This is a genomic window from Massilia sp. Dwa41.01b (assembly GCF_014171775.1).
GTDB lineage: Bacteria > Pseudomonadota > Gammaproteobacteria > Burkholderiales > Burkholderiaceae_D > Telluria.
Map to the genome: position 1 here is coordinate 5,101,483 of NZ_CP050454.1, position 23,121 is coordinate 5,124,603.

The window sequence follows — 23,121 nt, forward strand, 5'->3', positions numbered from 1 at the left end:
TAAATCCGCTGGCGTACGCAGCCTGCCCTGGGCGGATGACGCGCGCCTCGTCAGACGCGGGCCGTGGACCCAGGCCCTGCGATCTGGCATGTTGTTGCGCGTCGCCCGATCGGTGTAGTCAAGAATGCAATGCCTGTAGAGGCGGGCGTGTGCCCGGCGGCGCATTGGGGCAGGAAGCCTGGCCTCGCCGGCGCTGCTCCAGCCATCAATGGCTGTGGCGCACGTCGAGCTTGTCGGGGTCGACCTCGTTGTCCTGCACGGCCACGCGTTCGGCGCGCATGCTGTCGGAGAGCGAGGTCCCGTCCTCTTCGTCCACTTCCGGCGGGTCCAGCATGTCGGCCAGCATGGCCTGCAGCTCCGACGTTTCCCATGGCAGCCCACAACGTTGCCGGCCGTGGATGTAATGCCGGATCTCGCTGTCCTGTTCGGATGTCAGCGGCAGACCGCGAAAGGTAGTCGACCGTTCGGTTTTCATGATGGTGTCTCCTTTGAGACTTTTCTGGAGTTCCGACGCTACGCGGATTACCCCGACTCAGGCGCACGCGAAGGATCGGGCGACTGGGCTTCCTTCACGTTGCGCTCTCCTGAGATTTCCAGCGCCACGCCGGCCGAGGCTTCGGCGCTCATGCCGCCGGTGCGGCGCATGTATTCGGCCTCGCCGACGATGTCATTGCGGTCGGCGGTAACGTCGTCGGGCTGCGGTGTTTCGCCAGGCAGTCCCATCTTCAGCTCATCGGCCAGCATCAGCAGGGTCGCCGCCAGCGGCAGCGCCAGCAGGGCGCCGGCAATGCCGTACAGGGTGCCGCCGGTAATCAGGGAGAACAGCACCACCGACGAGGGCAAACGCAGCGCACGGCCGTAGATGAGCGGTATCAGGACCCGGCTTTCGAACTGCTCGTAGCACAGCAGAACGACGAACACGACGGTGGCCGCGACACTGCTGACGCCGAGTGCCGCGAGCACGGCCGGGATCATGGTCAGGAAGATGCCCACGAAGGGCAGCACGTCGGCAATGCCGCCGAACGCGGCAATGGCGATGGCGTTGGGCACGCCGCATGCGCTGAGCACGATGAACAGCAGGGTCGCCATCATGGCGCAGGTAACGATCTGGCCGCGGACATAGCCGCCCACGATCGTTTCCAGCTTGAGCATGATGCGCGAGAGCTTCATATGGTGCGCGCGCGGGACCACGGAAAACAGGGCGCCGCGCAGCCGGTCGCGGTCGATCATGATGTACAGGGCGAGGAAAATCGAGCCGGCGCCATAGGCCACGATTTCAAGCACGTCCCGCGAAAACGCGATCGCTTCGGTACTGTAGGACTTGAACAACTGGCCGTACTGCAGGTGGCGCAAGGTCTCGGCCAGCGAGGTGGTGAGCGGATAGGAGGCGAGGAACTTCACGAGCTTTATGCGTAATGCCGGTTCCTGCTCGACCAGGCTGCCGACCTGGACGACAAACGCGGGCACGGTAAACACCGCCAGCGCCCCGACCACCAGCAGCAGGGTCGCAAAGACGAGGGCGATGGCGCTCAGGCGGCCGAGCCGATGGCGCTCCAGCCAGGCGACGGGGGGACTGAGCGTTCCGACCAACATCAACCCAGTGATCAACACCAGGACCACCGGTATCAGATGGGTCAGCAAGGCGATACCGAGCGCAATCGCCACGATGGTAAACATGGTACGCGGCGCGATCTCGATACGGATAGTGCGTCTGCGCACCTGCGGCGGCCGCAGGGCCGCATGGTCACCCAGCCTTGCGACTGTCGGCCCCTCGGTGGGTGCCCGGCCGGCTCGCTCAAGGCAGGGCGATAATGGAGGTGGTTCGTGGGCGTGACAGGTATTCTGGGTCGACATGGCGCGGTGTAATCTGTGTTGGTGGGAGACGCGGGCTGCAAACGACACGGCCGCAGCACACCTCGAGGTGCGCTGCGGCCGTGCGTTACAAGCCGCGGCGCCCTGCTTTGCACAGGCACGCCGCGGCTTGTCATGGGGTGTTAGCCCCGCATCTGCACGATGCCGTTCACGATTTTTACCTGGTCGCCGTCATGCCATTCAGGGCGCACAGTCTGTGCAACCGTGCGCGTCGACCCATTGTTCATGTGGATCGTGGTTTCGTAGCTTTGCGTGGCACGGGCCCGCTTTTCGATCTGGTTCCCGGCAAACGCGCCGCCGATCGCTCCGACGACGGTCATCGCCTCTTTCCCGTGGCCGCCGCCGACCTGGTTGCCCAACAGGCCGCCAACGACGGCGCCGCCGGCCGCACCAAGACCGCTGCCATCGCCGCGGGTGTTGATTTCACGGATCGACGCGACAGTGCCGCAGTTCTGGCATACCGGTGCTTCGGTACGGCGTACAGGCTCCGCACGCGGCTGGCGGTACACGACCGGCGCCGCTGCGAGATGACGGGGTGCGGCATGATCGCCCGCTTGCCTGGCCGGCTTGTCAGGCGACACGGCGGCAGGTTGTGCCAGCGCCAGCGCTGCCTGTTCGGCAGTCGCGCCGGCAGAGGTCGGCAGCCATCCCATGATGGCGGCGGTGCCGACCAGGCACACGAGCACGACGGCGGAACCCGCTGCGAGCACGACCGGGTGGGTGCGGCGCTTGGCATCGTTATTGAGGGGCATGTTCATGATGTTCTTTCAGTGATGGAATCGGATGGTTCAGCGGTGAATACGGCCTGGTCTTGTTTTCTTGACCGCTGTTCTGCGACACGTTTCGTGCCGTCAACACCGTTATCCGCCTTTCGACGCCTGCGCTCTGTGGCTTACCGTACGTAGCGAAAAATAGAGTTGGATGAGCAGGCAACACGATCTCGCGGAGGCAGCCATCCGCCCTGTCCGCCCCGTCAAGCGAATTCCACGGCATACAGGCACAGGTCGGGCGCAGCGGGCATGCGCTCGAGCCTGCGTTCGTAGCGCAGGCCCAGCTTTTCCAGCAGCCTGATCGACGCAGCGTTATCCGGGCGCACCGTGGCGACCACGCGCCGCAAGCCGAGTTGGCGCGCATGCGCCAGCACGGCCTGCGCCGCCTCGTGGGCATATCCGCTTCCCCAATACTGCGGCAAAAAGGCATAGCCGATATCGACGTCGTCGAGGAAATCGCGCTTGGCCAGGCCGCAGACGCCGATCGGGCAGCCACCTCCTGCCAGCTCGACCACATCGAAACCGAAACCCAGGCGCGCCACCATCGCCAGCGGCCCGTTCACGATGTAATCGACCGCGCCCTCCAGGGTGCGTATGCCGCGGTCGCCGATGAAGCGGTGCCAGGACGGATCGTTCAGCAGCGCCAGCATGAAGGGAGCGTCGTCGACGCGCATGCGGCGCAGGCGCAGGCGTGGGGTCGACAGCACGGGTACCACTGGCGCCACTGCTATCGTGTCTTCTTGCCCGTCCGGATTGCGGTTCATATCATTCCCCTGCAGAGATCGTCCCTGTAAAAGGTAGCACAGGTCTGCCGGTGTGCTACCTTGTCGCCCGATGCGCTGCCAACATGACAGCAACCTGGCCACGAACTGGCACCCACCGCGACCGATGAAAGGAACACCATGTCACTGCTGACGCGCCTGTCCGGCGCTTGCGCCCTCGTCCTTGCCGTGCTCGCGCCAGGCGCGGCACTGGCCGAGCCATCGATGATCTACCTCGTGCGCCACGGCGAAAAGGCGCTCGAGGGCAAGGATCCGGAGCTGACGCCCCAGGGCCGGCAGCGCGCGCAGAACATCGCCACCATGCTGGGCAAGGCCGGCATCGCCCACATATTCAGCACGCCGACCAACCGCACGCAGCAGACCGCGCAGCCGCTGGCGCAGCACAGCGGTTTGCCGGTGCAGCTGTACGATCCGAAGACGCCGCAGGCCTTGGTGGCGAAAGTGAAAACCCTGAACGGTGCGGTGCTCGTCGTCGGCCACTCGAACACGCTGTCGGAACTGGTGCGCCTGTTCGGCGGCCAGCCAGGAAGCGACATTGCCGACAACGAATTCGACCGCCTCTACCAGCTGATACCGGGCGCCGGCGGTGCCATCACCACCGTCCTGTTCACGTCGCTGCCGGCCACCGGCGCGGCCCCGTAAGCGCTACAAATTGCGCTCGAGCGCCGCGCGCAGCGTCGCCACGCCATCGGCAGTGACGGCGCGCCGGATCGTGCCGCCATCGGCATCGCGGTAGCGCGACGCGCTGCGCCCGTCGCGGCCCAGCGCATTGGCTACGCTCAGCCGCAGGCGCCAGCCGGCGCCGACAGTGCTCAGCCAATAGGCATCGAGCAGCGCGCGTGCGCCGCGCTCGCCCCGTACGCCCGCGGCCGACACGCTGGCGTCGCTACCCTGATACGCCAGGCTGGTCCCGGCACTCCACAGCTTGCCGCGGTAGTCGATGCCGGCGTTGGCCGTAAAGCCCACCTGTTCGCCCAGCCGGTTGTCGGGACCGGGCACGCTGTCGAGCCAGGACCAGTTGCGGCCGGCGTTCAGGCGCAATTCCAAGGGCACCCCGGCCAGCACGGCCTGCGACTTGATATCGAACTCGATGCCCGCCACCCGGGCGCGGCCGCCATTGACCGGACGCGACACCCAGCTGGCGCCGTCGCGGTACAGCAGCTGCGTGGTCACGTCCTCGACGCGGCGCGCATAGGCCGAGACGCTGGCCACGCCATCCTTGCCGACATAGCGCTCCCAGGCCAGGTCGAGGCCCCAGCTCACTTCCGGGCGCAGGGCCGGGTTGCCTTCGACATCCGGATTGACGGCGCTATTGTTGTTATTGATGGTGTAGCGGCGCGGCACCAGGTCGCGCGTGAGCGGGGCTTTATAGGTGCGTGCCAGCGCCAGGCGCAGCTGGCGCTTTTCCGGCAGCTTCCACAGCAGTTGCAGGATCGGGCTGGCCGCGCCGCTCGAGCCGCTCACCTGTGCCAGGTCGCGTCCTTCGGTGGCGGTGCGCACGCCCTCCCAGCGCATGCCCGGGTAGGCCTGCAATGCGGGCGAGATCTCCCATTCGTCCTGCGCGAACAGCGCCAGGCGCTCGACCTGCGCCGTGTAGTCCTGCAGGCGCTGGGCGGCAGGTGCGCCGTTCACGGTATCGCGCTGGTGGCGCTGCTCGTCGCGCGTCGTATGGGCGGCCTCCCAGCCGAGCGCCAGGCTGTGCGCGCTGCCGAGCGGCGCCGGTATTTGCCGCTGAGGTTAGCGGTACGCTCGTCCGCGCCGGCCGCGACGAAGCGCGCCAGGCCCGCGCTGCCGTCCGGGCGCGCGCCTTCGAACAGGTAGCCGGAGCGGCGCCGGCTGGCGTCGACGCTGCCCTTCAGGGTGAGCTTGCCGGCCTCGCCGACGCGGCGTGCCCAGGGCGAGGTTGCTGCGCAGGCTGGCGGTGTGGGCCGATGGCGGCGACGCTGTCCGGGTAGGCGCTGGGGTCGCCCAGCAAGGCCGCTTCCCGGCTCGCCATGCCGCTGCGGATGCGGGTCGCCTCCAGCAGCGTTTGCCAGGCCAGGGTGTCGCCATCGGCCAGGTCCCAGTTCAGCGTGGGCGCGACATTGAGCCGCTGGATCCGGCCAGCCGCGCGTTCGTCGATCCGGCGCAGCACCAGCGGCCTGCCGTCGGGTCCATCGATGGCCTCGTCGGTGGCATACAGGTCGACCTCCGTGTTTTGTTCCAGCGTCGCTCCGACCGACCACGACAGGCTGCCATCGCGTCCGCCGAAGCGGGTCGAGACGCCGGGATTCCATTCGCTTCTCCGGTAGCCGAGCGTCGCCTTGTCTTCGCGCCCGGGGCCGGCGCGCTTGCGCAGCACGATGTTGATGCTGCCGGCCACGGCCTGCGTGCTCTGGTCCGCGCTGGCGCTGCGCGACACCTCGATCCGCTCGACCAGCTCGGGCGCGATGCTGTCGATCGAGAAGCCCTGCGGCGCCGGCTGGCCGTCGATCAGGATCTGCGTATAGCCCGCGCCCAGGCCGCGCATGCGCACCTCGCTGCCGACGATCGCGATGCCCGGCTGGCGCTTGAGCACTTGGGCCAGGCTGTTGTCGCCGTAGCGGGCGATGTCGGCGCGGCCGACGACCAGGCGGGCGACTGTCGCCTCGCGTCGCTGATCCTGCGTCGATGCGCCCTGGACCTCCACCCGGTAAGGCGCAGTGGGTGGCGGCTCCGCGCCCTGCTGGGCAAGGGCAAGCGAACAGGGGAACAGCAGCGACAGGGTCAGGAAGCGGGGCATCGGATCGGATCGGTGGTCGTCAAGGCTGTCAATGTGATGGTGCGGCGGCAGGGTGAAAACAGTCTTGTGACGAAACCCGGCAAGCGTGGGATGAAGCCGGGTGCCGCGCGTTTTTTGCCTCCAGGCGCGCTGTTATACTCGAACCCAGATGAAACAACAACAACGCAAGGCGGCGCGCATCGTCCTCACCCACATCGCCTTCTGGAGCATGCTCACCGGCGCCGGGGCGCTCGGCTCCTGGACCGACAAGATCGCGACCGGACATCCGCAATCGTACGCATTCCTCCTGCTCGACTGGTGGCTCGGCCATGTGCCGATGATGGTCCTGAGCAGTAGCCTGAGCCTGGCGCTGGCGTGGCGCCCGGCGCTGTTCACCGACCGCCTGCGTACGCTGGGCATCTACGCGGCGCTGGCGCTGTTCCTGCCGCTCGAGTGGCTGTATATCGGCAGTGTCGATGTGCTGCTGCGCGGCGAGGTGCTGACCCTCGCCAGTGCCTGGGCCGAATTCGTCAAGATGCGCAAGCTGACCTGGTTCAGCGAAACCGCCTGGACCAGTGGCACCTTCATTGCCATGGTCGCCCTCGGCAATCTGCGCGAAGCACGTGCCCGCAGCGAGGCCTTTGCCCAAGCCCAGGCGGAAAACCTGAACCTGCACCTGGCACTGGAACAGCAGCGCATGCTGGCCCTGCGCGCCCAGCTCGAGCCTCACTTCATCTTCAATGCCCTGAACGCCATCAGCGCCCTGGTGCGCGGCGGCGACAGGCCCGATGCGCTGGCCGGCATCGGCCGCCTGTCCGACCTGCTGCGCTATGCCTTGTCCGCCACCCAGCGCGAGCAGGCGACCATCGACGAGGAACTCGGCTTCGTGCGCGACTACCTCGCTCTGCAGCGCCTGCGCTACGGCGAGCGCCTGCGCATCCGCATCGAGGGCGACGACGAGACCGTGCGGCGCGGCCCCTGCCCGCCCCTGCTGCTGCAGCCACTGATCGAGAACGCCCTGCGCCACGACCTCGATTGCCACGATGGTCCGGGCGACATCCGCCTGTCGTTCGTACGCGAGAGCGAACGGCTCCTGATCCGCGTGATGAATCCGGTCAGCCCGGCGGCGTCGCCGAATCCCGGCACGGGACTGGGACTGCGCAACACGCGTGCGCGCCTGGCCCTGGCCGACCCGGGCGCGTCGCTGCGCACCGAGCGCGTCGGCGAGCACTTCCTGGCCGAGATCAGCCTGCCGCTGGCGGCGCAGGACTGAAGCATGCCGATCCGCTACGCCATCGTCGACGACGAAACGCCTGGCCGCACCAACCTGCGTCTGGCGATGGAGGCGCATCCCGACTGGCAGCTGGTAGCCGAGTGCGAGAGCGCCGCGCAGGCACGGGGCGTGCTGGCCGCCGGCGGGATCGAGGTGCTGTTCCTCGACATCCAGATGCCGCGCGAATCGGGCCTGCTGCTGGCGCGCGAGCTGGCGCGCATGGCTGAACCGCCGCTGGTGGTGTTCGTGACGGCCCACAGCGAGCATGCGGTCGCCGCCTTCGAGGTGCACGCGCTCGACTACCTGCTCAAGCCGCTCGACGACGCGCGCCTGGCGCAGGCCGTCGAACGCGCCGCGGCGATGCTGGCCGCCCGCCAGCGCGCTGCCTACGGCGCGGCCATGCGCGGCTATACGGAAAGTCCGCCCTGGGTCGAACAGATCAGCGTGCGCTCGGTGGGGCGCATCGATACGGTGGCGGTGCTCGATATCGCCTGGATCGAGGCCCAGGGGAACTACGTGGCCCTGCACCTGGGCGCGCGCACGCTGCTGCATCGGGTGGCGCTGAGCCGGCTGGAGGCGCTGCTGGATCCGCAGCAGTTTTTACGTGTGCACCGCAGTGTCATCGTGCGGCGGCGGGAAGCGATCGGCTTGTCCGTGGTCGGGGACGGAACTTATTTGCTGCGCCTGCGCGATGGGAGCGAGGTGGCGGTCAGCGAGCGGTATGTGGGCGCGGTGCGCGCGCTGCTGGGGGTTTCGTAGGGTGGATTTTGCATTGAAGCCCTCGGCTTCAATGCCCCACGCGGTATAGGACCGATGCATCGTCACACCGTAGTTCGTAGCCCGATGCGGTAGCGTTGAGGAATGGGCGTTTCGATTGCTCGACCGTGCTATACCGCGTGGGCGGAGCCCACCCTACGGATAGACGGCGCAAGCTGCCTGGCCAACGCCACCAATTAAAAAGGCCGGGATGTCCCGGCCTCTGCTTTTTACGGCGCGACGTCCGTGCGCAGCACCGGATACAGGTTCAGGCGCTCGTCCCAGGAGGCGTGGCGGCGGGCGAAGAACTCGAGGCGTTTATGGGCGTTCTTCGCGAACGCCGGGTCGCTCTCGACGCGGCGCTTGAACTCGGCGGCGAGGGCCGGGTCGGCGGCCATCTGTTCGCGTGCCACGTCCTCGGCCACGTATTCCTCCATGTACTCCTTCGGCTCGAAGGCATTGTTGAACAGGCCCCAGGCCAGCAGCGAGTCCGGTGCCTGCGGTTCCAGCATCGCCATCACCAGGCGCGCTTTGGGCTGGGCGACCGGCACGAACAGGGCGCCGCGGCCAACGCTGCGCGGCTCGCGCTTCCAGCCGCCTTCCACCGTCAGGCGCTGGTGCGACTCGAACGAGGTGGCACCAAACGTCGCCTTGTCGGCGCGGAAGGTCTCGGTGTCGACACCCTCGAGTGCCTTGTCGAGCTTGCGGAAGGCGATGCCATGCTGCGTCAGCTTGGCCGCGACCATCGCCGCATGCGCGGCCGGGACGATGTAGCCGGCACGCGGCGCCGTCACTTCCAGGTCGGCCACCACCTCGTCGCGCAGCGGCACGCGCCACACCTGCGGTTTGCTTTCGTCGTAGCGCGTCATCAGGATGCCGGAGACTTCGGACGGCGTGCGCGTGTACTCGTAGCCGTTGAAGTCCACCATCTTCGTCTTCTCGGTGGTCTTGTAGCTCAGGGCCACCGGCGTGCCCGCGAGCTGGCGTGCGCGCGCGTCGGCGCTGGCGGCCGCCTGCTGCCAGGCCTTGCCGTTCTGCGCCACCTGCTCCAGTACCGAGATCACGCTATTGTGGGTGATGCGCACGCGGGTCGGATAATCCTTCCACGAGTGGGTCTCGACCAGCATGGCCATGCGGTTACGCAGCGGGAAGTAGCCGGTCGAGAAGCGCGGGTCCGACACGCCATCGACGAAACCTGATTGCGGATCGTCCGTCTTGGCGAACGACATGTAGTAGGACTGCGGGGTCGAGCCCTGCCTGGTGATGTCGGCGATGACCTTGTCGCGCAGCGCCAGGCCGGCCTGGCGGAATTCGGGGTCGGCGGAATACACGGGTTCGACCTGGATCGAGACATCGTGCTGGAACTTGGCGCCGTCGGTGACGTGCAGGTCGACATAGGTCAGCGGGTCCCACTTGTTCACCAGTGCCAGCATCGCCTGCATCTCGGGCGAGTCGGCCTTGACGTAGTCGCGGTTCAGGTTGAAGTTCTGCGCCGTGGTGCGCCAGCCCATCTCGACCGGGCCGCGCTGGTTCGGGCGGTTCCACTTCTGGAAGCGCTCGTGGCCGTCGACATTGAAAACGGGGACGAACAGCAGCACCTGCTTGTCGAGGGCGCCCCGGGCCAGGCGGCCCTCGAGGATTTCGCGCAGCGCCAGGAAGCCGGCATCCTTGCCGTCGATCTCGCCGGCATGGATGCCGCCCTGGATCAGCGTCACCGGCAGGCCGGCCTTGCTTGCCGCCTGCGGGGTGAAGGCGCCGCTGGTGGTGGCCACCAGCGCCAGCATCGGGCGGTCTTCCGGCGTGCGGCCGAATTCGATGCATTTCACCGCTTTCGGATACGCCCTGGCAAACGCCGCGCACAGCTTGACGACTTCGTCGTAACGGCCCGTGGCCTGGAAGCCGGAACGCTCCGAGACGGTGGTCAGGTCAGGGGCGCTGTGGGCTGGCGCGGCGTGGGACAGCGGCATGGCGCCGAGCAGCGCAAGCAGTAACGCAGAACGAATCATCGATGTCACTCCGGCAGAAATGGTGAAGGCGAAAGGAAGAGGGGCAAAGCGGAAAATTATAGTCGCGTTTTCCCTTGCACAGGCGGCAGCTTGCCCGCTTTCGGCGCTATCGCCTGCGGGCGTATTGACACCCGGTGAAGTGGGAATACGGAACGCGCATGAAAAAGCGCCACCCGAAGGTGGCGCTTGCCGACATCCAGACCATGACGCGGCCGTGGCCGCGCCTGTCCTTAGCGTGGCTTGTTGTAGATCGCGATCTGGGAGACCGCCGAGCGCACCTGGTGCGGCGTTGCCAAGGCCATCGCCTGTGCCGAGGTACGGGCCGGGCAGGCACGGTTGGCGCGGTAGCTCAGTGCGGCCGACAACATCGCCTCGTTGGTGTCGCCCAGGTCGTGCGACAGGTCATCGGCCACCGAGCAGTTCGGGGCGATACCGTTGGCGTAGTCGCCGAAGCCCTTCGCGTTCACGCTCTGGAACTCGACCGAGAAATAGGTCGTGCCGCAGTTCGGGACCGGGGTGAAGCCATACGGCTTGCCGCAGGTGGTGGCGCCAATCACATTGACCTCGACATCGACGCCGCGCAGGCCGTTGATGATCGATTCGCTGGCCGAGCAGGTGCCCGAGGTGGTCAGCACCGTGACCTTGCTCAGGCCCAGATAAGGCAGCGGGGCGTTCTTGTCGACGGCATTCGCGCCGGTGCCATAGCCGTAGGGCTTCGACACGAAGCGGATGATTTCCGGCGTCTGGCGGGCTTCGATCTTGTTGTTGTACTGCAGGCGCGAGAACACCTTGTTCTCCGTCGTTGGGCCGGCAATCATGTACGACAGTTCGCCGGCAACGCCCAGCAGGCCGCCGCCGTTGTAGCGCAGGTCGAGGACGAGGTCGTTGATGCCCGCGTTGCGCAGGGTCGTGATCGACTCGATCAGCTGGCGCTCGGCTACCGCATTGTGGTTCTCGAAGCTCAGGTAACCCACCTTGCCGGTCGGGGTGTCGATGACGCGGGTGTACTTCACCGAGGACGCCGTCACGTCGGCCGCTTGCATCGACACGTTCAGGTCGACGCCGTTGCGCTTCAGGGTGAAGCTGTGCAGGCCGGATGCGCTCGGGAACAGGCCGGCATTGATCTTGTCGACCGTCGCGCCGTCGGAACCGTTGACGAAGTCGGCGCCGTCGACCACGGTCAGCTGGTCGCCACGGCGCAGGCCGGCGGCGGCGGCCGGCGAACCCGGCTCGACGATGGCCACGCGCCAGGTACGCGGTGCGCTCCCTCCGGCGCTGCTCCAGGTGATGCCATAGCCGAGTTCAATCCCGGAATTGCTCATCTTGTCCCACTCGTCCGATGGATAGGTGAAGTGGTACATGTCCTTGTCGTGGATCGGCGACATCAGCTTGTCGAAGTAGTCGACCGGATTGCTGAATTGCGACATCTGGAAGTCGGTCGGGATCTCGTTGTACCAGAGGTAGTACTGGTTCGACCAGGCGCGCAGGAAGGTCAGCTCGTCGCGCAGGCTGCCTTGGCGGTCCGGATATGGTTTGCCGGTGTAGGGATCGATGCCGGTGCGCGGCTTGGCGCAGCGGTTCCAGTAGGTGTCGAAAGCATCGCCCAGGGTGGAAAGGACCGGATCGGGACCTGCGTTCGAGTTAATCGGGGGATTGGTGACGTTGCCGGGTTCGCCGCCGCCACCGCCACAGGCGGCAAGCGTCAACGCGGCCGCGAGGCCAGTGCACATCAGGCGGAGCGAAGCGGTCAGTTGACCGCGTTGGGGTATCGACAATTTCATGAGCAATGTATCTAGGACAAGTTCGTGATGGAGGGAGAAGCCAGACCGCCCGCTTTGCAAAACGGTGCGTTTATTATTTGTTTTAAAATTTTTTCAACATAAATTATCCATGCTCTGAAGCAAAAACGCCAGAACCAGCTTACGGCCGGTCCTGGCGTGGTGCTTTATCGCCCAAAAAATGCTCAGGCGGCGCGGTTCAAGCCCTGCGGAGTGTGGAAAGCCGACAACAATTGGGCTTCCTTGGCTTTGGCCGCCTTCAGGTGGCGTTCCTTCACGTGGCCGTAGCCGCGGATGTCTTCCGGAATGCTGGCAATCGCCACCGCCTGCGCCAGGTTCTCGCTCGTCAGCTTCGGCAGCAGGCCGGCGACGGTGTCGCGGTACTGCTTGATGAGCGCGCGTTCGGTCTTGCGCTCTTCGCTGTAGCCGAAGATGTCGAAGGGGGTACCGCGCAGGCCTTTCAGCTTGGCCAGCAGGCCAAACGCACCCGTCATCCACGAACCGTATTCCTGCTTGATCGCGCGGCCTTCCTTGTCGTGCTTGGCCAGCAGCGGCGGCGCGAGGTGGTACTTGATCTTGATGTCGCCTTCGAACATGTTCGCGATCTTTTCCTTGAAGGCCGGATCGGTGTGCAGGCGCGCGACTTCGTACTCGTCCTTGTAGGCCATCAGCTTGTGGAAGTAGCGCGCGACGGCTTCGGTCAGGCGCGTGCCCTTGCCCAGCTTGGCTTCCTCAGCGCGCACCTGGTCCACGAACGACTTGTACTGCGCGGCGTAGGCGGCGTTCTGGTATGCACTCAAGAGTTCGACGCGGCGGTTGATGAGCTCGTCGAGCGTCTGCGTGCGCTTGAACTCGACTACCTTGGCCGGGGTCGTCACCTTCTTCACCGCTGCCAGGTCGTGCGCCGCGGTGCGGCCCCAGTTAAACGCGGCCTTGTTGAACGGTACCGATACGCCGTTGAGTTCGATCGCGCGCATCAGCGAGCTTTCCAGCAGCGGCACGCGGCCCTTCTGGAAGGCATAGCCGAGCATGAACATGTTGGTGGCGATCGCGTCGCCCATCAGGGCGGTGGCCATCTGGCCGGCATCGACGAAGTCGACATTGTCCGCGCCGCAGGCCAGCTGGATGGCGCCCTTCGAGCCCTCGGCCGGGAATTGCCAGTCGGGGTTCTTGACGAAGGCGGCGGTAGTCGAGCCGGTGTTGTTCACCGCGGCCCAGGTACGGCCTTCGCCCATGCGGCTCAAGGCATCGCGGCTGGCGGTGACGATCTGGTCGCAACCGATGACGAGGTCCGCGCTGCCGGTGCCGACGCGGGTCGAGTGCAGGTCCGTCTGCTTCTGCGCCAGGCGCACGTGCGACATCACCGGACCGCCCTTCTGGGCCAGGCCGGATTGATCGAGCACGATCGCGCCCTTGCCTTCGACGTGGGCCGCCATCGCGAGGATCTGGCCGACGGTCACGACACCGGTGCCGCCGACGCCGGCGACCAGGATGCCGAAGGGCGCATCGATGCCTGGGACGGCGGGCGCGGGCAGGACTGGCGGTGCACTATCCGTACCGCTAGCCGCTTTCTTTGGCTTTTTCAGGCCGCCGCCTTCGACCGTCACGAACGATGGGCAGAAGCCGGAGACGCAACTGAAATCCTTGTTGCAGGACGACTGGTTGATCTGGCGCTTGCGGCCCAGTTCCGTTTCCAGCGGCTCGACCGACAGGCAGTTCGACTGCACCGAGCAATCGCCGCAGCCTTCGCAGACGGCTTCGTTGATCACGGCGCGTTTTGCAGGGTCGGGGAATTCACCTTTCTTGCGGCGGCGGCGCTTCTCGGAGGCGCAGGTCTGGTCGTAGATCATGGCCGACACGCCTGGCATCTCGCGCAGCTCTTTTTGCACGTCCATCAGTTCGGAACGGTGGCGCACGGTCACGCCTTCGGCCCAGGCATAGTCGCTCGGGTATTTATCGGGCTCGTCGGTGACGACGATGATGGGTTTCACGCCTTCGGCGGCGATCTGGCGCGTGATCATGCCCGGATCGAGCGGACCGTCGACGTTCTGGCCGCCGGTCATCGCGACCGCGTCGTTGTAGAGAATCTTGTAGGTGATGTTCACCTTGGCCGCGACGGCGGCGCGGATCGCCAGGATGCCCGAGTGGAAGTAGGTTCCGTCACCCAGATTCTGGAAGACGTGATTCTCCTTGGTGAACGGCGCCTGGCCGATCCAGGTCGCGCCTTCCGCGCCCATGTGCGTGAAAGTGTCGGTCTCGCGGTCCATCCACAGCACCATGTAGTGGCAGCCGATGCCGGCCATGGCACGCGAGCCTTCCGGCACTTTCGTCGACGAGTTGTGCGGGCAGCCCGAGCAGAAGTAGGGAATGCGGTCGGTTTGCGGATTGGCCTTGGCTGGAATGTTCTTCAGTACCAGCTCTTTCGCTTCCAGGTAGGCGATGCGCTCTTTCACGCGTTGCTCGACCGGGTGGCCGGCGCAGTAGTGGGAGATGCGCGAAGCAATCGCCCGCGCGATCTGGGCCGGGCTCAGCTCATACGTCGCCGGCAGCAGCCAGTCGCCATGGCCCTTGCGGTCCTTGTTGCTCCACTCGCCGGTGTCGTCGAATTTACCCACCACGCGCGGACGCTCGCTGTCCGGCAGGTTGTACAGCGCTTCCTTCAGTGCGTATTCCAGCACTTGCCGCTTCTCTTCGATGACCAGGATCTCGTCCAGGCCGCGCGCGAATTCGTGCACGCCTTCGGACTCGAGCGGCCAGGTCATGCCGATCTTGTACAGGCGCAGGCCGATGTCGGCCGCTGCCTGCTCGTCGATGCCGAGGTCGGCCAGCGCCTGGCGCGTGTCGACATAGCTTTTACCGGCGGTGATGATGCCGATCTTTGGTGCCGGGCTGTCCCAGATAATCTGGTTCAGTTTATTCGCACGCGCATAGGCCAGCGCCGCATACCACTTGTGGTTGTTCATCCGCACTTCCTGGTCCAGCACGGCGTCCGGCCAGCGGATGTTCAGGCCGCCCTCGGGCAGTTCGAAGTCGGTCGGCAGCTCGATCTGGACGCGGTCCGGGTCGAGGTCGACCACGGCGCCCGATTCGATGACGTCGGTGACACATTTCATCGACACCCACAGGCCCGTGTAGCGGCTCATGGCCCAGGCGTGCAGGCCGTAGTCGATGTACTCCTGCACCGAGGAGGGGTACAGCACCGGGATGCCGCAGGCGGTCAGGATGTGGTCGGACTGGTGCGCGGTGGACGAGGATTTGGCCGCATGGTCGTCGCCGGCCAGCAGCAGCACGCCGCCGTGCCTGGCGGAGCCGGCGTTGTTACCGTGTTTGAACACGTCGCCGCAGCGGTCCACGCCCGGGCCCTTGCCATACCACATGGCAAACACGCCATCGTAATTGGCGTCCTTGTAGAGATTCGTTTGCTGGGTGCCCCAGACGGCGGTCGCCGCCAGGTCTTCGTTCATGCCCGGGTGGAATTTGACATGGTGGGCATCCAGGTGCTTCTTCGCCTTCATCGCGGTCTGGTCGACAGCGGTGACGGGCGAGCCGCGGTAGCCGGTGATGTAGCCGGCGGTATTCAGGCCGGCTTTCAGGTCGCGCTCGCGCTGCAGCATCGGCAGGCGGATCAGGGCTTGCGTGCCGGTCATGAAGGCGCGGCCGCGCTCGAGTGTCCACTTGTCGTCGAGCGTGATTTCGTGGTTCGGCTGTGACGGCTGCAGCTGGGAGCGGTCGAGGGGGGCGTTCATTGGTCAATCTCCGTTGTGTTGTGCCGGACGCAAGGCGGCAGCGATCGGGCCGGGCTGGCCGGGATGTCGCTGCAGCGTTCCTGATGCGTCCTTCGGGTTGCGGCGCGCTTGTTGTTGTTGGTCGCGCCGCGACGGAGATGTCTCCTCCGTGGGTGGCGACAGTATAGTCTTGTGCCCCCGGCATTAAATATCAATCAATTCCCCCCGCCGCGCCAGTTGCGCAATAAAATTGCGGTTCTAGTCAGTCGAAGGGAAATAAATGTCAAAGATCGAGTTGGATAAAACGGACCGCAAAATCCTGGAGATTCTGCAGGCCGATGGCCGCCTGTCGAACCAGGATGTGGCCGAGCGCGTGAACCTGTCGCCCTCGCCCTGCCTGCGCCGCATCAAGCGCCTCGAGGAAGCCGGCGTGATTCGCCAGTACGTGGCGCTGGTCGACCCGGACAAGATCGGCCTGGGCTTGCTGGCCTATGTAAATGTGCGCTTGGAAAAGCACAGCGAAGGGCCAGCCAATTCGCGCGTGCCGGCGACCTCGCCGCGTTTCGAATTCGCGCAGGCGGTGGCGGCCTGGCCGGAAGTGGTGGCCTGCTATGCGATGACGGGCGAGATGGATTTCCTGCTGCGCGTGCACGTGGAGGACATGGACCATTTCTCGCGCTTCATGATGGCCACCCTGCTGCGCCACCCGTCGGTGCTGGACGTGAAGTCGAGCTTTGCGCTGCAGCGGATCAAGGAGACGACGGCGCTGCCGATCGGGGAGACGCCGGCACGGTGATGCGCCCTGCCGTGCCTTGCGTAGGGTAGGCGGCTCTATCGAGAGCGCCGCGCATGGCAGGCGTGTGCGCCGCCTACGCGTTCAACCGGCTCCGGAAACCTCGCATCGTTTCGAGCGTGGTGTGAACGCGCAGGCGGCATGACGTGCGCGTATGCGCGAACGAACGGGTGGAGCCGCCTACCCTACGCCTCGCGAAGGATCAGGCGTGATGTGAACGCGCAGGCGGCATTGCGTGCGCGCGTGCGCGAACGAACGGGTGGAGCCGCCTACCCTACCGTTTGCGCGGCATGAACCATTTCACGGCTGCGCGCGCATTCGCCTTGACCGTGTAATCGATCACGGCGAACTGTTCCTCGAGCGCTTCGCGCATCACGCTGCCGGGGCTGGGCGGCGGCAGGTGCAGGTAGGCGTCGGCTTCGCCATATTCGCGCTTGATCTCCATGCCGGCCTTTTTGGCGATGTGCATCATCGTGCGGTTGCTGGTGAGGCATTGCATATACAGGGTGTCGACATCCGAATTGCGGCAGTGGATGGCGGCGCGCTGGAACAGCTTGCTTCCAACGCCCTGCCCCCGCGCCGACTTCGATACCGAGACGCCGAACTCGGCCACGCGGCCCTTGCTGGTGTTGGCCTCGCGTCCCGGGGCGACCGGGGCAAAGGCAAGATGGCCGACGCCAACCAGCTGGAAGAAACGGTTCACCACGCCAAAGACGATGTCGCGCGAAAAATCGATGCTGTCGACATAGGCGTGGATCTGCGCGTCCGGCAGCACCGTGCCGAAGCGCAGCAGGCGGTCATCCGCGTCGAGGGCAAGGAAGTGCCTGAGCATGCGGCGGCGATCGCGCCGGCCCAGGGCCTTGACCAGTACGGCCGGGCGCTCGGTGGCACCAAACAGGCTGGCGAACCAGTGCATCAGCGCGTTCTTGCGTGGCGGCTCGGGGGGCGTGGCGGGTGTGACAGGGAGTTTGTCGGGCATCGCCGATTCCGTATTGTGCAGTGCAACATATGTCCATTGTAGCGGATTCGCCGCCTGCCTTGCCTGGCGATTCCTCCCGTGCTCAACCAGGCACGGCCACTGCCTGGCTCGTCCATTGCGCATGTTCGCTGATGACGAAGGTGCCCTTGCCCGCCTGCTTCGCCGCGTACATCGCCTTGTCGGCATCGGCCAGCAAGGCGGCGGCACCGGCCTCGAGCCCCTGGCGGCCGCGCGCCGCGGCGATGCCGATACTGGCCGAAATCGATACCGGGTTGCCGTCGGCTTCCGGGATGCCCTCGATCTGCTCGAGCACCAGGCGCGCGATGCGCAGGGCGCCCTCGCGCGCACCGACGCCTTCGAGCATGACGACGAATTCGTCGCCGCCGAGTCTCGCCAGCACGTCCTCGGCGCGCAGCACTTTCTGCACCCGGCGCGCCACCAGTTGCAGCACCAGGTCGCCGGTGGCATGGCCCCGGTGTCGTTGACGCCTTTGAAACCGTCGAGGTCGATGAACATCGCCACTACCACGCTGTCGCGCCGCGCCGCGCGCACCAGCGCCAGCTCCAGCAGGCGCGTCAGCTGGCCATAATTCACCAGTCCGGTCAGGCTGTCGTGCTGGGCCAGGCGCGCCAGCTTGGCCGTTTGCTCCTCGAGCTCGGCGGTACGCTCGGCCACGCGGTGTTCGAGGGTGTCGTTGGCCGCCTGCAGGCGGTGGTTGACGTCGTTGATGATGCGGTAGCTGCGGCGCAGGCGCCAGCCGACCCAGGCGAGCAGGCCCAGCAGCAGGATCGAATAGGCGAACAGGAAGCCGCGGTAGCGCTGGCGCTCGAGCACCTCGGCCTGGAACGAGCGGTCCAGTTCGCGTCCGAGGCGGGTCATCGCCTCGCCAGTGCCGAGCGCGGCGATCTGCGCCTCGACCTCGTTCTCGCGCGGGCGGTTGGCCAGGATGGTGCGGGTGTCGCGCGCCGGGGGCGTCGATCTGGTTCGCCACCGCCAGCGAAAAGCGTCCTTTTTGCGCTTCGACCCGGGCCAGGTTGCCTTCGATGCGCTGGGCCAGCGCGGGGGACGGCGCCAGGTTGTAGCGCAGCGTGTCGGCCAGCAGGTCGTTCAGCAACGCGTCCAGGCGCACGACGACGCGGCCCGGCGCCAGCGCGCCCTCGATGCCGCCGAGTTCCGTCTTGAGGTCGACCAGCGCCGGCGGCAACGACAGCAAGGCCGCGCGCAGCGGCGGGTTCAGCACGCGAAAGCGCGCCGCCAGTTCGGCCTTGGCGCGCAGCGATTCGCTCAAGGCCGCATGCGCATGGCGCGCGGCGCGCCCGCGGGTCATGGGCAGGGCTTCGGCCAGGCGGGCGCTCAGTTCGTTCATTTGCGCGACGGGGGCGACCAGGCGGGCATCGGCCATGCCGCTGCCGATGTGGGCGCGCAGCAGATTGGCATCCCATTCGGCGTCGAGCTGCTGCAGTTCGTGCAGGTCGAACATGACACGGTTCTGGGTGTCGACGTCGACGCCGGTCGTGCGGGTGTAGAGAAAGGCGAGCAGGCCCACCAGGGCCAGCGCCGCCGCCACGCCCCAGCGCAGGCGTTGCCGTGGGTTCATTCGCTCGAGGCTGCGTATCCCCACCGCAAACCACCTGTCCATCCGCTGCCACATTCTGCTCATAGTCCAATGAGCATAACAAAACCGCCGCGCGCTTCGCGCACGCGGTACTTCTTGTAACAATTAATTTACATTGGTGCAAGTGCGGCTGGCCTTGGCGCGCAGTCTTGTCAGGATCAAGCCTGCGGCCAGAGCCGCGCGAAGATCCAGGCGTTCATCGCCGCATTGAAGGCGGCATGCGCGACGATCGCCGGCAGCAGCGAGCCCGATGCGCGCCGCAGCCACGCAAAACCCAGCGCCAGCAGGAACATCTGGCCAACCCAGAGCGCGGCCGAGGCGCCCTGCAGCACGGGGCCGGCCGCGCTCAGAACGATGCCGTGGTGGCACAGGTGAACGATGGCGAAGAGCGCAGCTTCGAGCAGGGTGGCGCGCCTGGCGCCGTGGCGGTCTTCCAGCACCTTCTGCAGGAAGCCGCGATAAAAGATCTCTTCGCCAATCGGGCTGAACAGGCAGGCGGCGATGGTGAAGGTCAGGTGCAGGCGCAGGGGGCTCCAGCCACTTGTCGGCTGCAGCTGGTAATTGTGCGCGATGCTGACAAAGGGGTGGCCGGGCCCGGCACCGTAGAGCATCGACCCCAGCCAGAAGCAGGCGCTCGCGGCCAGGACGCCCAGCAGCAATCCAGGCAGCAGCCAGCCCGGGTGGCGGGGACGGCACAGGCCGATCTGGCGGCGGCTGGCGCGGTCGAGGACGATCCAGGGGCAGCGCCGCCATCGCGATGCACATCACCATGAAGAGGGCGCGCCAGGCGGCCGGGCCGAACATCGCCGCAGCGCGGGCCGCGGTGGAGGCGAGTACGAACGCCGTTGTCAGCCCGACGATGCCGAAGGGGACGCTGCGCCAGCCGGGCTTGACCTCGATCGGATGCATGTTCCTGCCCTGATGCGTTAAAAACTTGACTATACGAAAGACCGGAGACGGCGTCCAGCCACGGCGCATAAGGGGGCGGCGCCGCTGCTATTCGATGCTGCCGGCGCCGGTGGTGCTGTAGACCCAGCGCGAGACGGCGTTCACGCGTTCGCGGTGCACCGCTTCCGGGATGCGCTCCCTGTTCTCGGCATGGCGCGCCGCGACTTCGCCGGCGTTGACGGCGCGCCGCAGCAAGCGCGCCGAGCAGGTAGGGCCGCTGCGGATACGGCGCGCTGCGCATGGCGTGGGTCTCATCGCCGCGTCCGCGCGCATCGCACTCGGCCGCCAGCAGCATGTCGGCAAAGCGCTCGGTTTTACGGAAGGCGTCGCAGCGCTCGAACAGGGTGACGATGGTGTTTGGACGCAGCTCGCGCGCGCGGCTGACGTTGCCGTGTTCGCGCGCGGTGATCAAGGCCAGGTCGCGGCAATCGTTGGGCACCTTCAGGCGCCGGCAGACGGCAGTGATGAGTCTGGCGCCCATGCCCTCGTGGCCATGGTGAGCCGGCCAGTTGTCGGACGGTGTGATGCCCTTGCCGAGGTCGTGCATGAGCGCGGCGAAGCGCACCGCCAGCGTGTGGCCCTGTTCGGCCGCGTAATCGATCACCAGCATCATGTGGACACCCGTGTCCACTTCCGGATGGTGCTTCGGCGGCTGCGGCACGCCCCATAAGGCGTCGAGCTCGGGCAGGATGCGCGCCAGCGCGCCGCAGTCGCGCAGCACGGCCAGCATCCGCGACGGACGCCCTTCCATCAGGCCACGTGCAAGCTCCTGCCAGACGCGCTCGGGCACGAGGGCATCGACTTCGCCCGCTTCGACCATCTGCCGCATCAAGGCGAGGGTGTCATCGGCGACGCGAAAGTCGGGGAAACGCGCGGCAAAACGGGCCAGGCGCAGGATGCGCACCGGGTCTTCGGCGAAGGCGTCCGACACATGGCGGAACACGCGCGCTGCGAGGTCGCGCTGGCCGCCATACGGGTCGACGATGGTGCCGTCCTCGCCGCGCGCCATCGCATTGATGGTCAGGTCGCGCCGTATCAGGTCCTGTTCCAGCGTGACGTCGGGCGCGGTGTGGAAGACGAAGCCGTGGTAGCCCGCCGCGGTCTTGCGTTCGGTGCGCGCGAGCGCGTATTCCTCCTGCGTGTCCGGGTGCAGAAACACGGGAAAATCCTTGCCGACCGGGCGGAAGCCCGCGGACAGCATCTGATCGGGCGTGGCGCCGACGACGACGTGGTCGCGGTCCTGGACCGGCAGCCCGAGTAGCTCGTCGCGCACGGCGCCGCCGACGACGTAACTGCGCATCGCCATCAGCCCGGCAGTTCGCTGTCGTGCAGCGGCGTCGCGTCGGTCTCCGCCATCGCCTCTTCCACCCAGCGCGCCACCGCCGGATGGGCCAGCATGCGGTCGCAATAGGCCTGCAGCGCCGGCGCCAGCGCCACGCCGTAGGTCCTGAAGCGCATCACGACCGGTGCATAAAAGGCGTCGGCGATGGAAAAATCGCCGAACAGGAAGCCGCGGTGGCCGAAGCGCGCCAGGCACTCTTCCCAGATCTCGCAGATGCGGCCGATGTCGGCCTGGGCGCCGGGCGTGCGTCCGCGGCCCGGCAGGCGTGCCTGGATGTTCATCGACATGTCGTTGCGCAGGGCCCCGAAGCCCGAGTGCATCTCGGCGACCACGGAACGTGCCAGCGCGCGCGCGGCCACGTCCTGCGGCCACAGGTGTTTATCCGGGAACTGTTCGGCCAGGTATTCGCAGATGGCGAGACTGTCCCAGACCGTCATCTCGCCGGCCAGCAGCACCGGCACCCGGCCCGCGTGCGAATAGCGCGCGATGTTGGCGGCGGTGTCGGGCTGGTCGAGCAGCACGCGCACTTCGGTGAACGGAATGTTGAAGGCAACGGCCGCCACCCAGGGCCGCATCGACCACGACGAGACATTCTTGTTGCCGATGACGAGCGTGAGGCCGGGCTTGCGCGCCTGTTCCAGCGTGTTCGAGAGGGTCGGGTCGAGTTCCGTGGTCTGCATGGCTTTCCTGGTTGAGATGCCGCCCGCGCGCTGGGGGCGCGGGCCGGCCGGTTAAGGTAAAACAGCAAATGGGGAGCAGAAGCTCAGCGCCCGGCGCGGGTGCGCAGGCGATCGAGCGGTTCGCCCTGCGCCGGTAATGCGGCGCCACCGCTTCCAGCGGGGTGAGCTTGATTCCCAGCGAGGCCGCTGTCAAGTCCCCGATGGCGGGGTCGAGCACGTTGTCGACCTTCATCGAGTCGAGGTTGTCGCGCGTGAGCAGCGGTTCTCCCGGCAGCAGCTCGAAGAGGGCCGCCTGCAGGCGCGCCAGCGGCGGCGGCAGCTCGACGACCTTGCGTTCGCAGCCCGCATAGCGCCCGGCCAGGCGCACGAGTTCAGCCAGCGTGTAGATGTTCGGCCCGCCCAGCTGGTAGACCAGGTGGCGCGTGTGGTCGTCGCGCAAGGCGTGCAGGAAGGCCGTGGTGACGTCCCCCACGTACACCGGCTGGAATACCGCCGAGGCACCCGCCAGCGGCACGACCGGCAGGTGGCGCTGGAGTTTGGCGAACATCGTCAGGAAATGGTCCCCCGGGCCGAACACGACCGAGGGCCGGAAGATCGTCGCGGCCACCTCCGGGCGGCTGCGCGCGGCCAGTTCGCCGTCGGCCTTGGAGCGCGTACATCGACGGCCCCTGCGCGTTCGCCCCCAGCGCGCTCATGTGCAGGTAGCGCGGCACGCCGGCCGCGAAGCAGGCATCGACGATGCGCCGCGGCAGGTCGACGTGGGCGCGCCGGAATTCGGCGCCATAGGGCTGGCCGCGGCCGCCGTGCAGCACGCCGACCAGGTTGATCGCGGCCGTGCGCCCGGCCAGCAGGGTGCGCAGCGTGGCGCCGTCGTGAATGTCGGCTTCGACCACGTCGACCCCTGGCAGCATCGTGAGGTGGCGCACGCGCGCCTCGTGGCGCGTCGGCACCGTGGTGGGAATACCCTCCTGCGCCAGCAGCGCCACCAGGTGGCCGCCGATGAAACCGGAACCGCCGAATACCACCACTTGCGGATCACGCATGGGTTCCTCGCCAGGGTCG

At 66.7% G+C, this 23,121-nt stretch carries 17 protein-coding genes and 4 pseudogenes; 5 read left to right on the plus strand and 16 right to left on the minus strand.

Translation table 11 applies throughout. The annotated features are described in order from the left end of the window. Positions 1 to 205: 205 nt before the first annotated feature. The 4 genes from G4G28_RS23515 to G4G28_RS23530 form a co-directional block, all read right to left on the minus strand. Complete coding sequence (locus G4G28_RS23515; protein ID WP_182990174.1) at positions 206 to 475, minus strand: hypothetical protein; 270 nt, start codon at positions 473 to 475, stop codon at positions 206 to 208. 47 nt (positions 476 to 522) lie between these two features. Further along, a complete protein-coding gene (locus G4G28_RS23520) occupies positions 523 to 1,719 on the minus strand; it encodes an AI-2E family transporter (RefSeq protein ID WP_182990175.1) in 1,197 nt (398 codons plus the stop codon). A 275-nt stretch (positions 1,720 to 1,994) separates the two neighbouring features. After that, positions 1,995 to 2,630 (minus strand): glycine zipper 2TM domain-containing protein, encoded by a 636-nt coding sequence (locus tag G4G28_RS23525; protein ID WP_182990176.1) that lies wholly within the window; start codon positions 2,628 to 2,630, stop codon positions 1,995 to 1,997. 215 nt (positions 2,631 to 2,845) lie between these two features. Beyond that, on the minus strand, positions 2,846 to 3,406 hold the full coding sequence (locus tag G4G28_RS23530; protein ID WP_182990177.1) for a GNAT family N-acetyltransferase: 561 nt from the start codon (positions 3,404 to 3,406) through the stop codon (positions 2,846 to 2,848). A gap of 138 nt (positions 3,407 to 3,544) precedes the next feature. Here G4G28_RS23530 and G4G28_RS23535 point away from each other — a divergent pair, with 138 nt between their 5' ends. Next, positions 3,545 to 4,066, plus strand: coding sequence for a histidine phosphatase family protein (locus tag G4G28_RS23535; RefSeq protein ID WP_182990178.1), 522 nt, complete (start codon positions 3,545 to 3,547; stop codon positions 4,064 to 4,066). Between the two features lie 3 nt (positions 4,067 to 4,069). On the opposite strand, the gene G4G28_RS23540 is transcribed toward G4G28_RS23535, so the two are convergent. Both G4G28_RS23540 and G4G28_RS23545 read right to left on the minus strand, forming a co-directional pair. Then, positions 4,070 to 5,149 carry a TonB-dependent receptor domain-containing protein gene (locus G4G28_RS23540; protein WP_308602565.1) on the minus strand — a complete coding sequence of 360 codons (1,080 nt, stop codon included), beginning with the start codon at positions 5,147 to 5,149 and terminating at the stop codon, positions 4,070 to 4,072. A gap of 130 nt (positions 5,150 to 5,279) precedes the next feature. Next, positions 5,280 to 6,185, minus strand: coding sequence for a TonB-dependent siderophore receptor (locus G4G28_RS23545; RefSeq protein ID WP_183107883.1), 906 nt, complete (start codon positions 6,183 to 6,185; stop codon positions 5,280 to 5,282). A 148-nt stretch (positions 6,186 to 6,333) separates the two neighbouring features. Here G4G28_RS23545 and G4G28_RS23550 point away from each other — a divergent pair, with 148 nt between their 5' ends. Both G4G28_RS23550 and G4G28_RS23555 read left to right on the plus strand, forming a co-directional pair. Continuing rightward, entirely contained in the window at positions 6,334 to 7,437 is a 1,104-nt protein-coding gene (locus G4G28_RS23550; RefSeq protein ID WP_183107884.1) for a sensor histidine kinase, read from the plus strand. Between the two features lie 3 nt (positions 7,438 to 7,440). Further along, entirely contained in the window at positions 7,441 to 8,196 is a 756-nt protein-coding gene (locus tag G4G28_RS23555) for a LytTR family DNA-binding domain-containing protein (RefSeq protein ID WP_182990182.1), read from the plus strand. A 227-nt stretch (positions 8,197 to 8,423) separates the two neighbouring features. Here the strand turns inward: G4G28_RS23555 and G4G28_RS23560 are convergent, their stop codons facing one another. The 3 genes from G4G28_RS23560 to G4G28_RS23570 form a co-directional block, all read right to left on the minus strand. Next, the gene (locus G4G28_RS23560) at positions 8,424 to 10,199 is read right to left on the minus strand and encodes a M14 family metallopeptidase (protein WP_183107885.1); all 1,776 of its coding nucleotides are present in this window, start codon (positions 10,197 to 10,199) and stop codon (positions 8,424 to 8,426) included. 230 nt (positions 10,200 to 10,429) lie between these two features. Further along, the gene (locus G4G28_RS23565; protein WP_182990183.1) at positions 10,430 to 11,929 is read right to left on the minus strand and encodes a S41 family peptidase; all 1,500 of its coding nucleotides are present in this window, start codon (positions 11,927 to 11,929) and stop codon (positions 10,430 to 10,432) included. A 233-nt stretch (positions 11,930 to 12,162) separates the two neighbouring features. Continuing rightward, positions 12,163 to 15,723 (minus strand): indolepyruvate ferredoxin oxidoreductase family protein, encoded by a 3,561-nt coding sequence (locus G4G28_RS23570; RefSeq protein ID WP_182990184.1) that lies wholly within the window; start codon positions 15,721 to 15,723, stop codon positions 12,163 to 12,165. A gap of 259 nt (positions 15,724 to 15,982) precedes the next feature. Here G4G28_RS23570 and G4G28_RS23575 point away from each other — a divergent pair, with 259 nt between their 5' ends. Continuing rightward, positions 15,983 to 16,498, plus strand: a complete 516-nt coding sequence (locus G4G28_RS23575) for an Lrp/AsnC family transcriptional regulator (RefSeq protein WP_182990185.1) — start codon at positions 15,983 to 15,985, stop codon at positions 16,496 to 16,498. Positions 16,499 to 16,769: 271 nt separating this feature from the next. Here G4G28_RS23575 and G4G28_RS23580 read toward each other — a convergent pair whose 3' ends face one another. The 4 genes and pseudogenes from G4G28_RS23580 to G4G28_RS23590 all read right to left on the minus strand — a co-directional run bounded on the left by G4G28_RS23580 (position 16,770) and on the right by G4G28_RS23590 (position 19,700). After that, positions 16,770 to 17,411 carry a GNAT family N-acetyltransferase gene (locus tag G4G28_RS23580; RefSeq protein ID WP_182991654.1) on the minus strand — a complete coding sequence of 214 codons (642 nt, stop codon included), beginning with the start codon at positions 17,409 to 17,411 and terminating at the stop codon, positions 16,770 to 16,772. Positions 17,412 to 17,556: 145 nt separating this feature from the next. After that, positions 17,557 to 18,353, minus strand: a pseudogene (locus G4G28_RS29545) (diguanylate cyclase). Positions 18,354 to 18,522: 169 nt separating this feature from the next. After that, positions 18,523 to 19,134, minus strand: a pseudogene (locus G4G28_RS27180) (DAHL domain-containing protein); the annotation flags it as partial. Between the two features lie 113 nt (positions 19,135 to 19,247). Next, on the minus strand, positions 19,248 to 19,700 hold the full coding sequence (locus tag G4G28_RS23590) for a CPBP family intramembrane glutamic endopeptidase (RefSeq protein ID WP_229508122.1): 453 nt from the start codon (positions 19,698 to 19,700) through the stop codon (positions 19,248 to 19,250). Between the two features lie 158 nt (positions 19,701 to 19,858). Here G4G28_RS23590 and G4G28_RS23595 point away from each other — a divergent pair, with 158 nt between their 5' ends. Then, positions 19,859 to 20,011, plus strand: coding sequence for a hypothetical protein (locus G4G28_RS23595; RefSeq protein ID WP_182990187.1), 153 nt, complete (start codon positions 19,859 to 19,861; stop codon positions 20,009 to 20,011). Between the two features lie 74 nt (positions 20,012 to 20,085). Here G4G28_RS23595 and G4G28_RS23600 read toward each other — a convergent pair. From G4G28_RS23600 to G4G28_RS23610, 3 genes and pseudogenes are all read right to left on the minus strand, one after another. Continuing rightward, positions 20,086 to 21,337, minus strand: a pseudogene (locus tag G4G28_RS23600) (multifunctional CCA addition/repair protein). A gap of 5 nt (positions 21,338 to 21,342) precedes the next feature. Continuing rightward, complete coding sequence (locus tag G4G28_RS23605) at positions 21,343 to 22,059, minus strand: glutathione S-transferase family protein (RefSeq protein ID WP_182990188.1); 717 nt, start codon at positions 22,057 to 22,059, stop codon at positions 21,343 to 21,345. Positions 22,060 to 22,192: 133 nt separating this feature from the next. Continuing rightward, positions 22,193 to 23,102, minus strand: a pseudogene (locus G4G28_RS23610) (complex I NDUFA9 subunit family protein); the annotation flags it as partial. Between the last annotated feature and the right edge of the window lie 19 nt (positions 23,103 to 23,121).

Coding starts and splice junctions, on each gene's coding strand:
- G4G28_RS23515 (WP_182990174.1), bottom strand. CDS start 475: ATGAAAACCGAACGGTCGACTACCTTTCGCGGTCTGCCGCTGACATCC.
- G4G28_RS23525 (WP_182990176.1), bottom strand. CDS start 2,630: ATGAACATGCCCCTCAATAACGATGCCAAGCGCCGCACCCACCCGGTC.
- G4G28_RS23530 (WP_182990177.1), bottom strand. CDS start 3,406: ATGAACCGCAATCCGGACGGGCAAGAAGACACGATAGCAGTGGCGCCA.
- G4G28_RS23535 (WP_182990178.1), top strand. CDS start 3,545: ATGTCACTGCTGACGCGCCTGTCCGGCGCTTGCGCCCTCGTCCTTGCC.
- G4G28_RS23545 (WP_183107883.1), bottom strand. CDS start 6,185: ATGCCCCGCTTCCTGACCCTGTCGCTGCTGTTCCCCTGTTCGCTTGCC.
- G4G28_RS23550 (WP_183107884.1), top strand. CDS start 6,334: ATGAAACAACAACAACGCAAGGCGGCGCGCATCGTCCTCACCCACATC.
- G4G28_RS23555 (WP_182990182.1), top strand. CDS start 7,441: ATGCCGATCCGCTACGCCATCGTCGACGACGAAACGCCTGGCCGCACC.
- G4G28_RS23560 (WP_183107885.1), bottom strand. CDS start 10,199: ATGATTCGTTCTGCGTTACTGCTTGCGCTGCTCGGCGCCATGCCGCTG.
- G4G28_RS23565 (WP_182990183.1), bottom strand. CDS start 11,929: ATGTGCACTGGCCTCGCGGCCGCGTTGACGCTTGCCGCCTGTGGCGGT.
- G4G28_RS23570 (WP_182990184.1), bottom strand. CDS start 15,723: ATGAACGCCCCCCTCGACCGCTCCCAGCTGCAGCCGTCACAGCCGAAC.
- G4G28_RS23575 (WP_182990185.1), top strand. CDS start 15,983: ATGTCAAAGATCGAGTTGGATAAAACGGACCGCAAAATCCTGGAGATT.
- G4G28_RS23580 (WP_182991654.1), bottom strand. CDS start 17,411: ATGCACTGGTTCGCCAGCCTGTTTGGTGCCACCGAGCGCCCGGCCGTA.
- G4G28_RS23590 (WP_229508122.1), bottom strand. CDS start 19,700: ATGCTCTACGGTGCCGGGCCCGGCCACCCCTTTGTCAGCATCGCGCAC.
- G4G28_RS23595 (WP_182990187.1), top strand. CDS start 19,859: ATGAAGAGGGCGCGCCAGGCGGCCGGGCCGAACATCGCCGCAGCGCGG.
- G4G28_RS23605 (WP_182990188.1), bottom strand. CDS start 22,059: ATGCAGACCACGGAACTCGACCCGACCCTCTCGAACACGCTGGAACAG.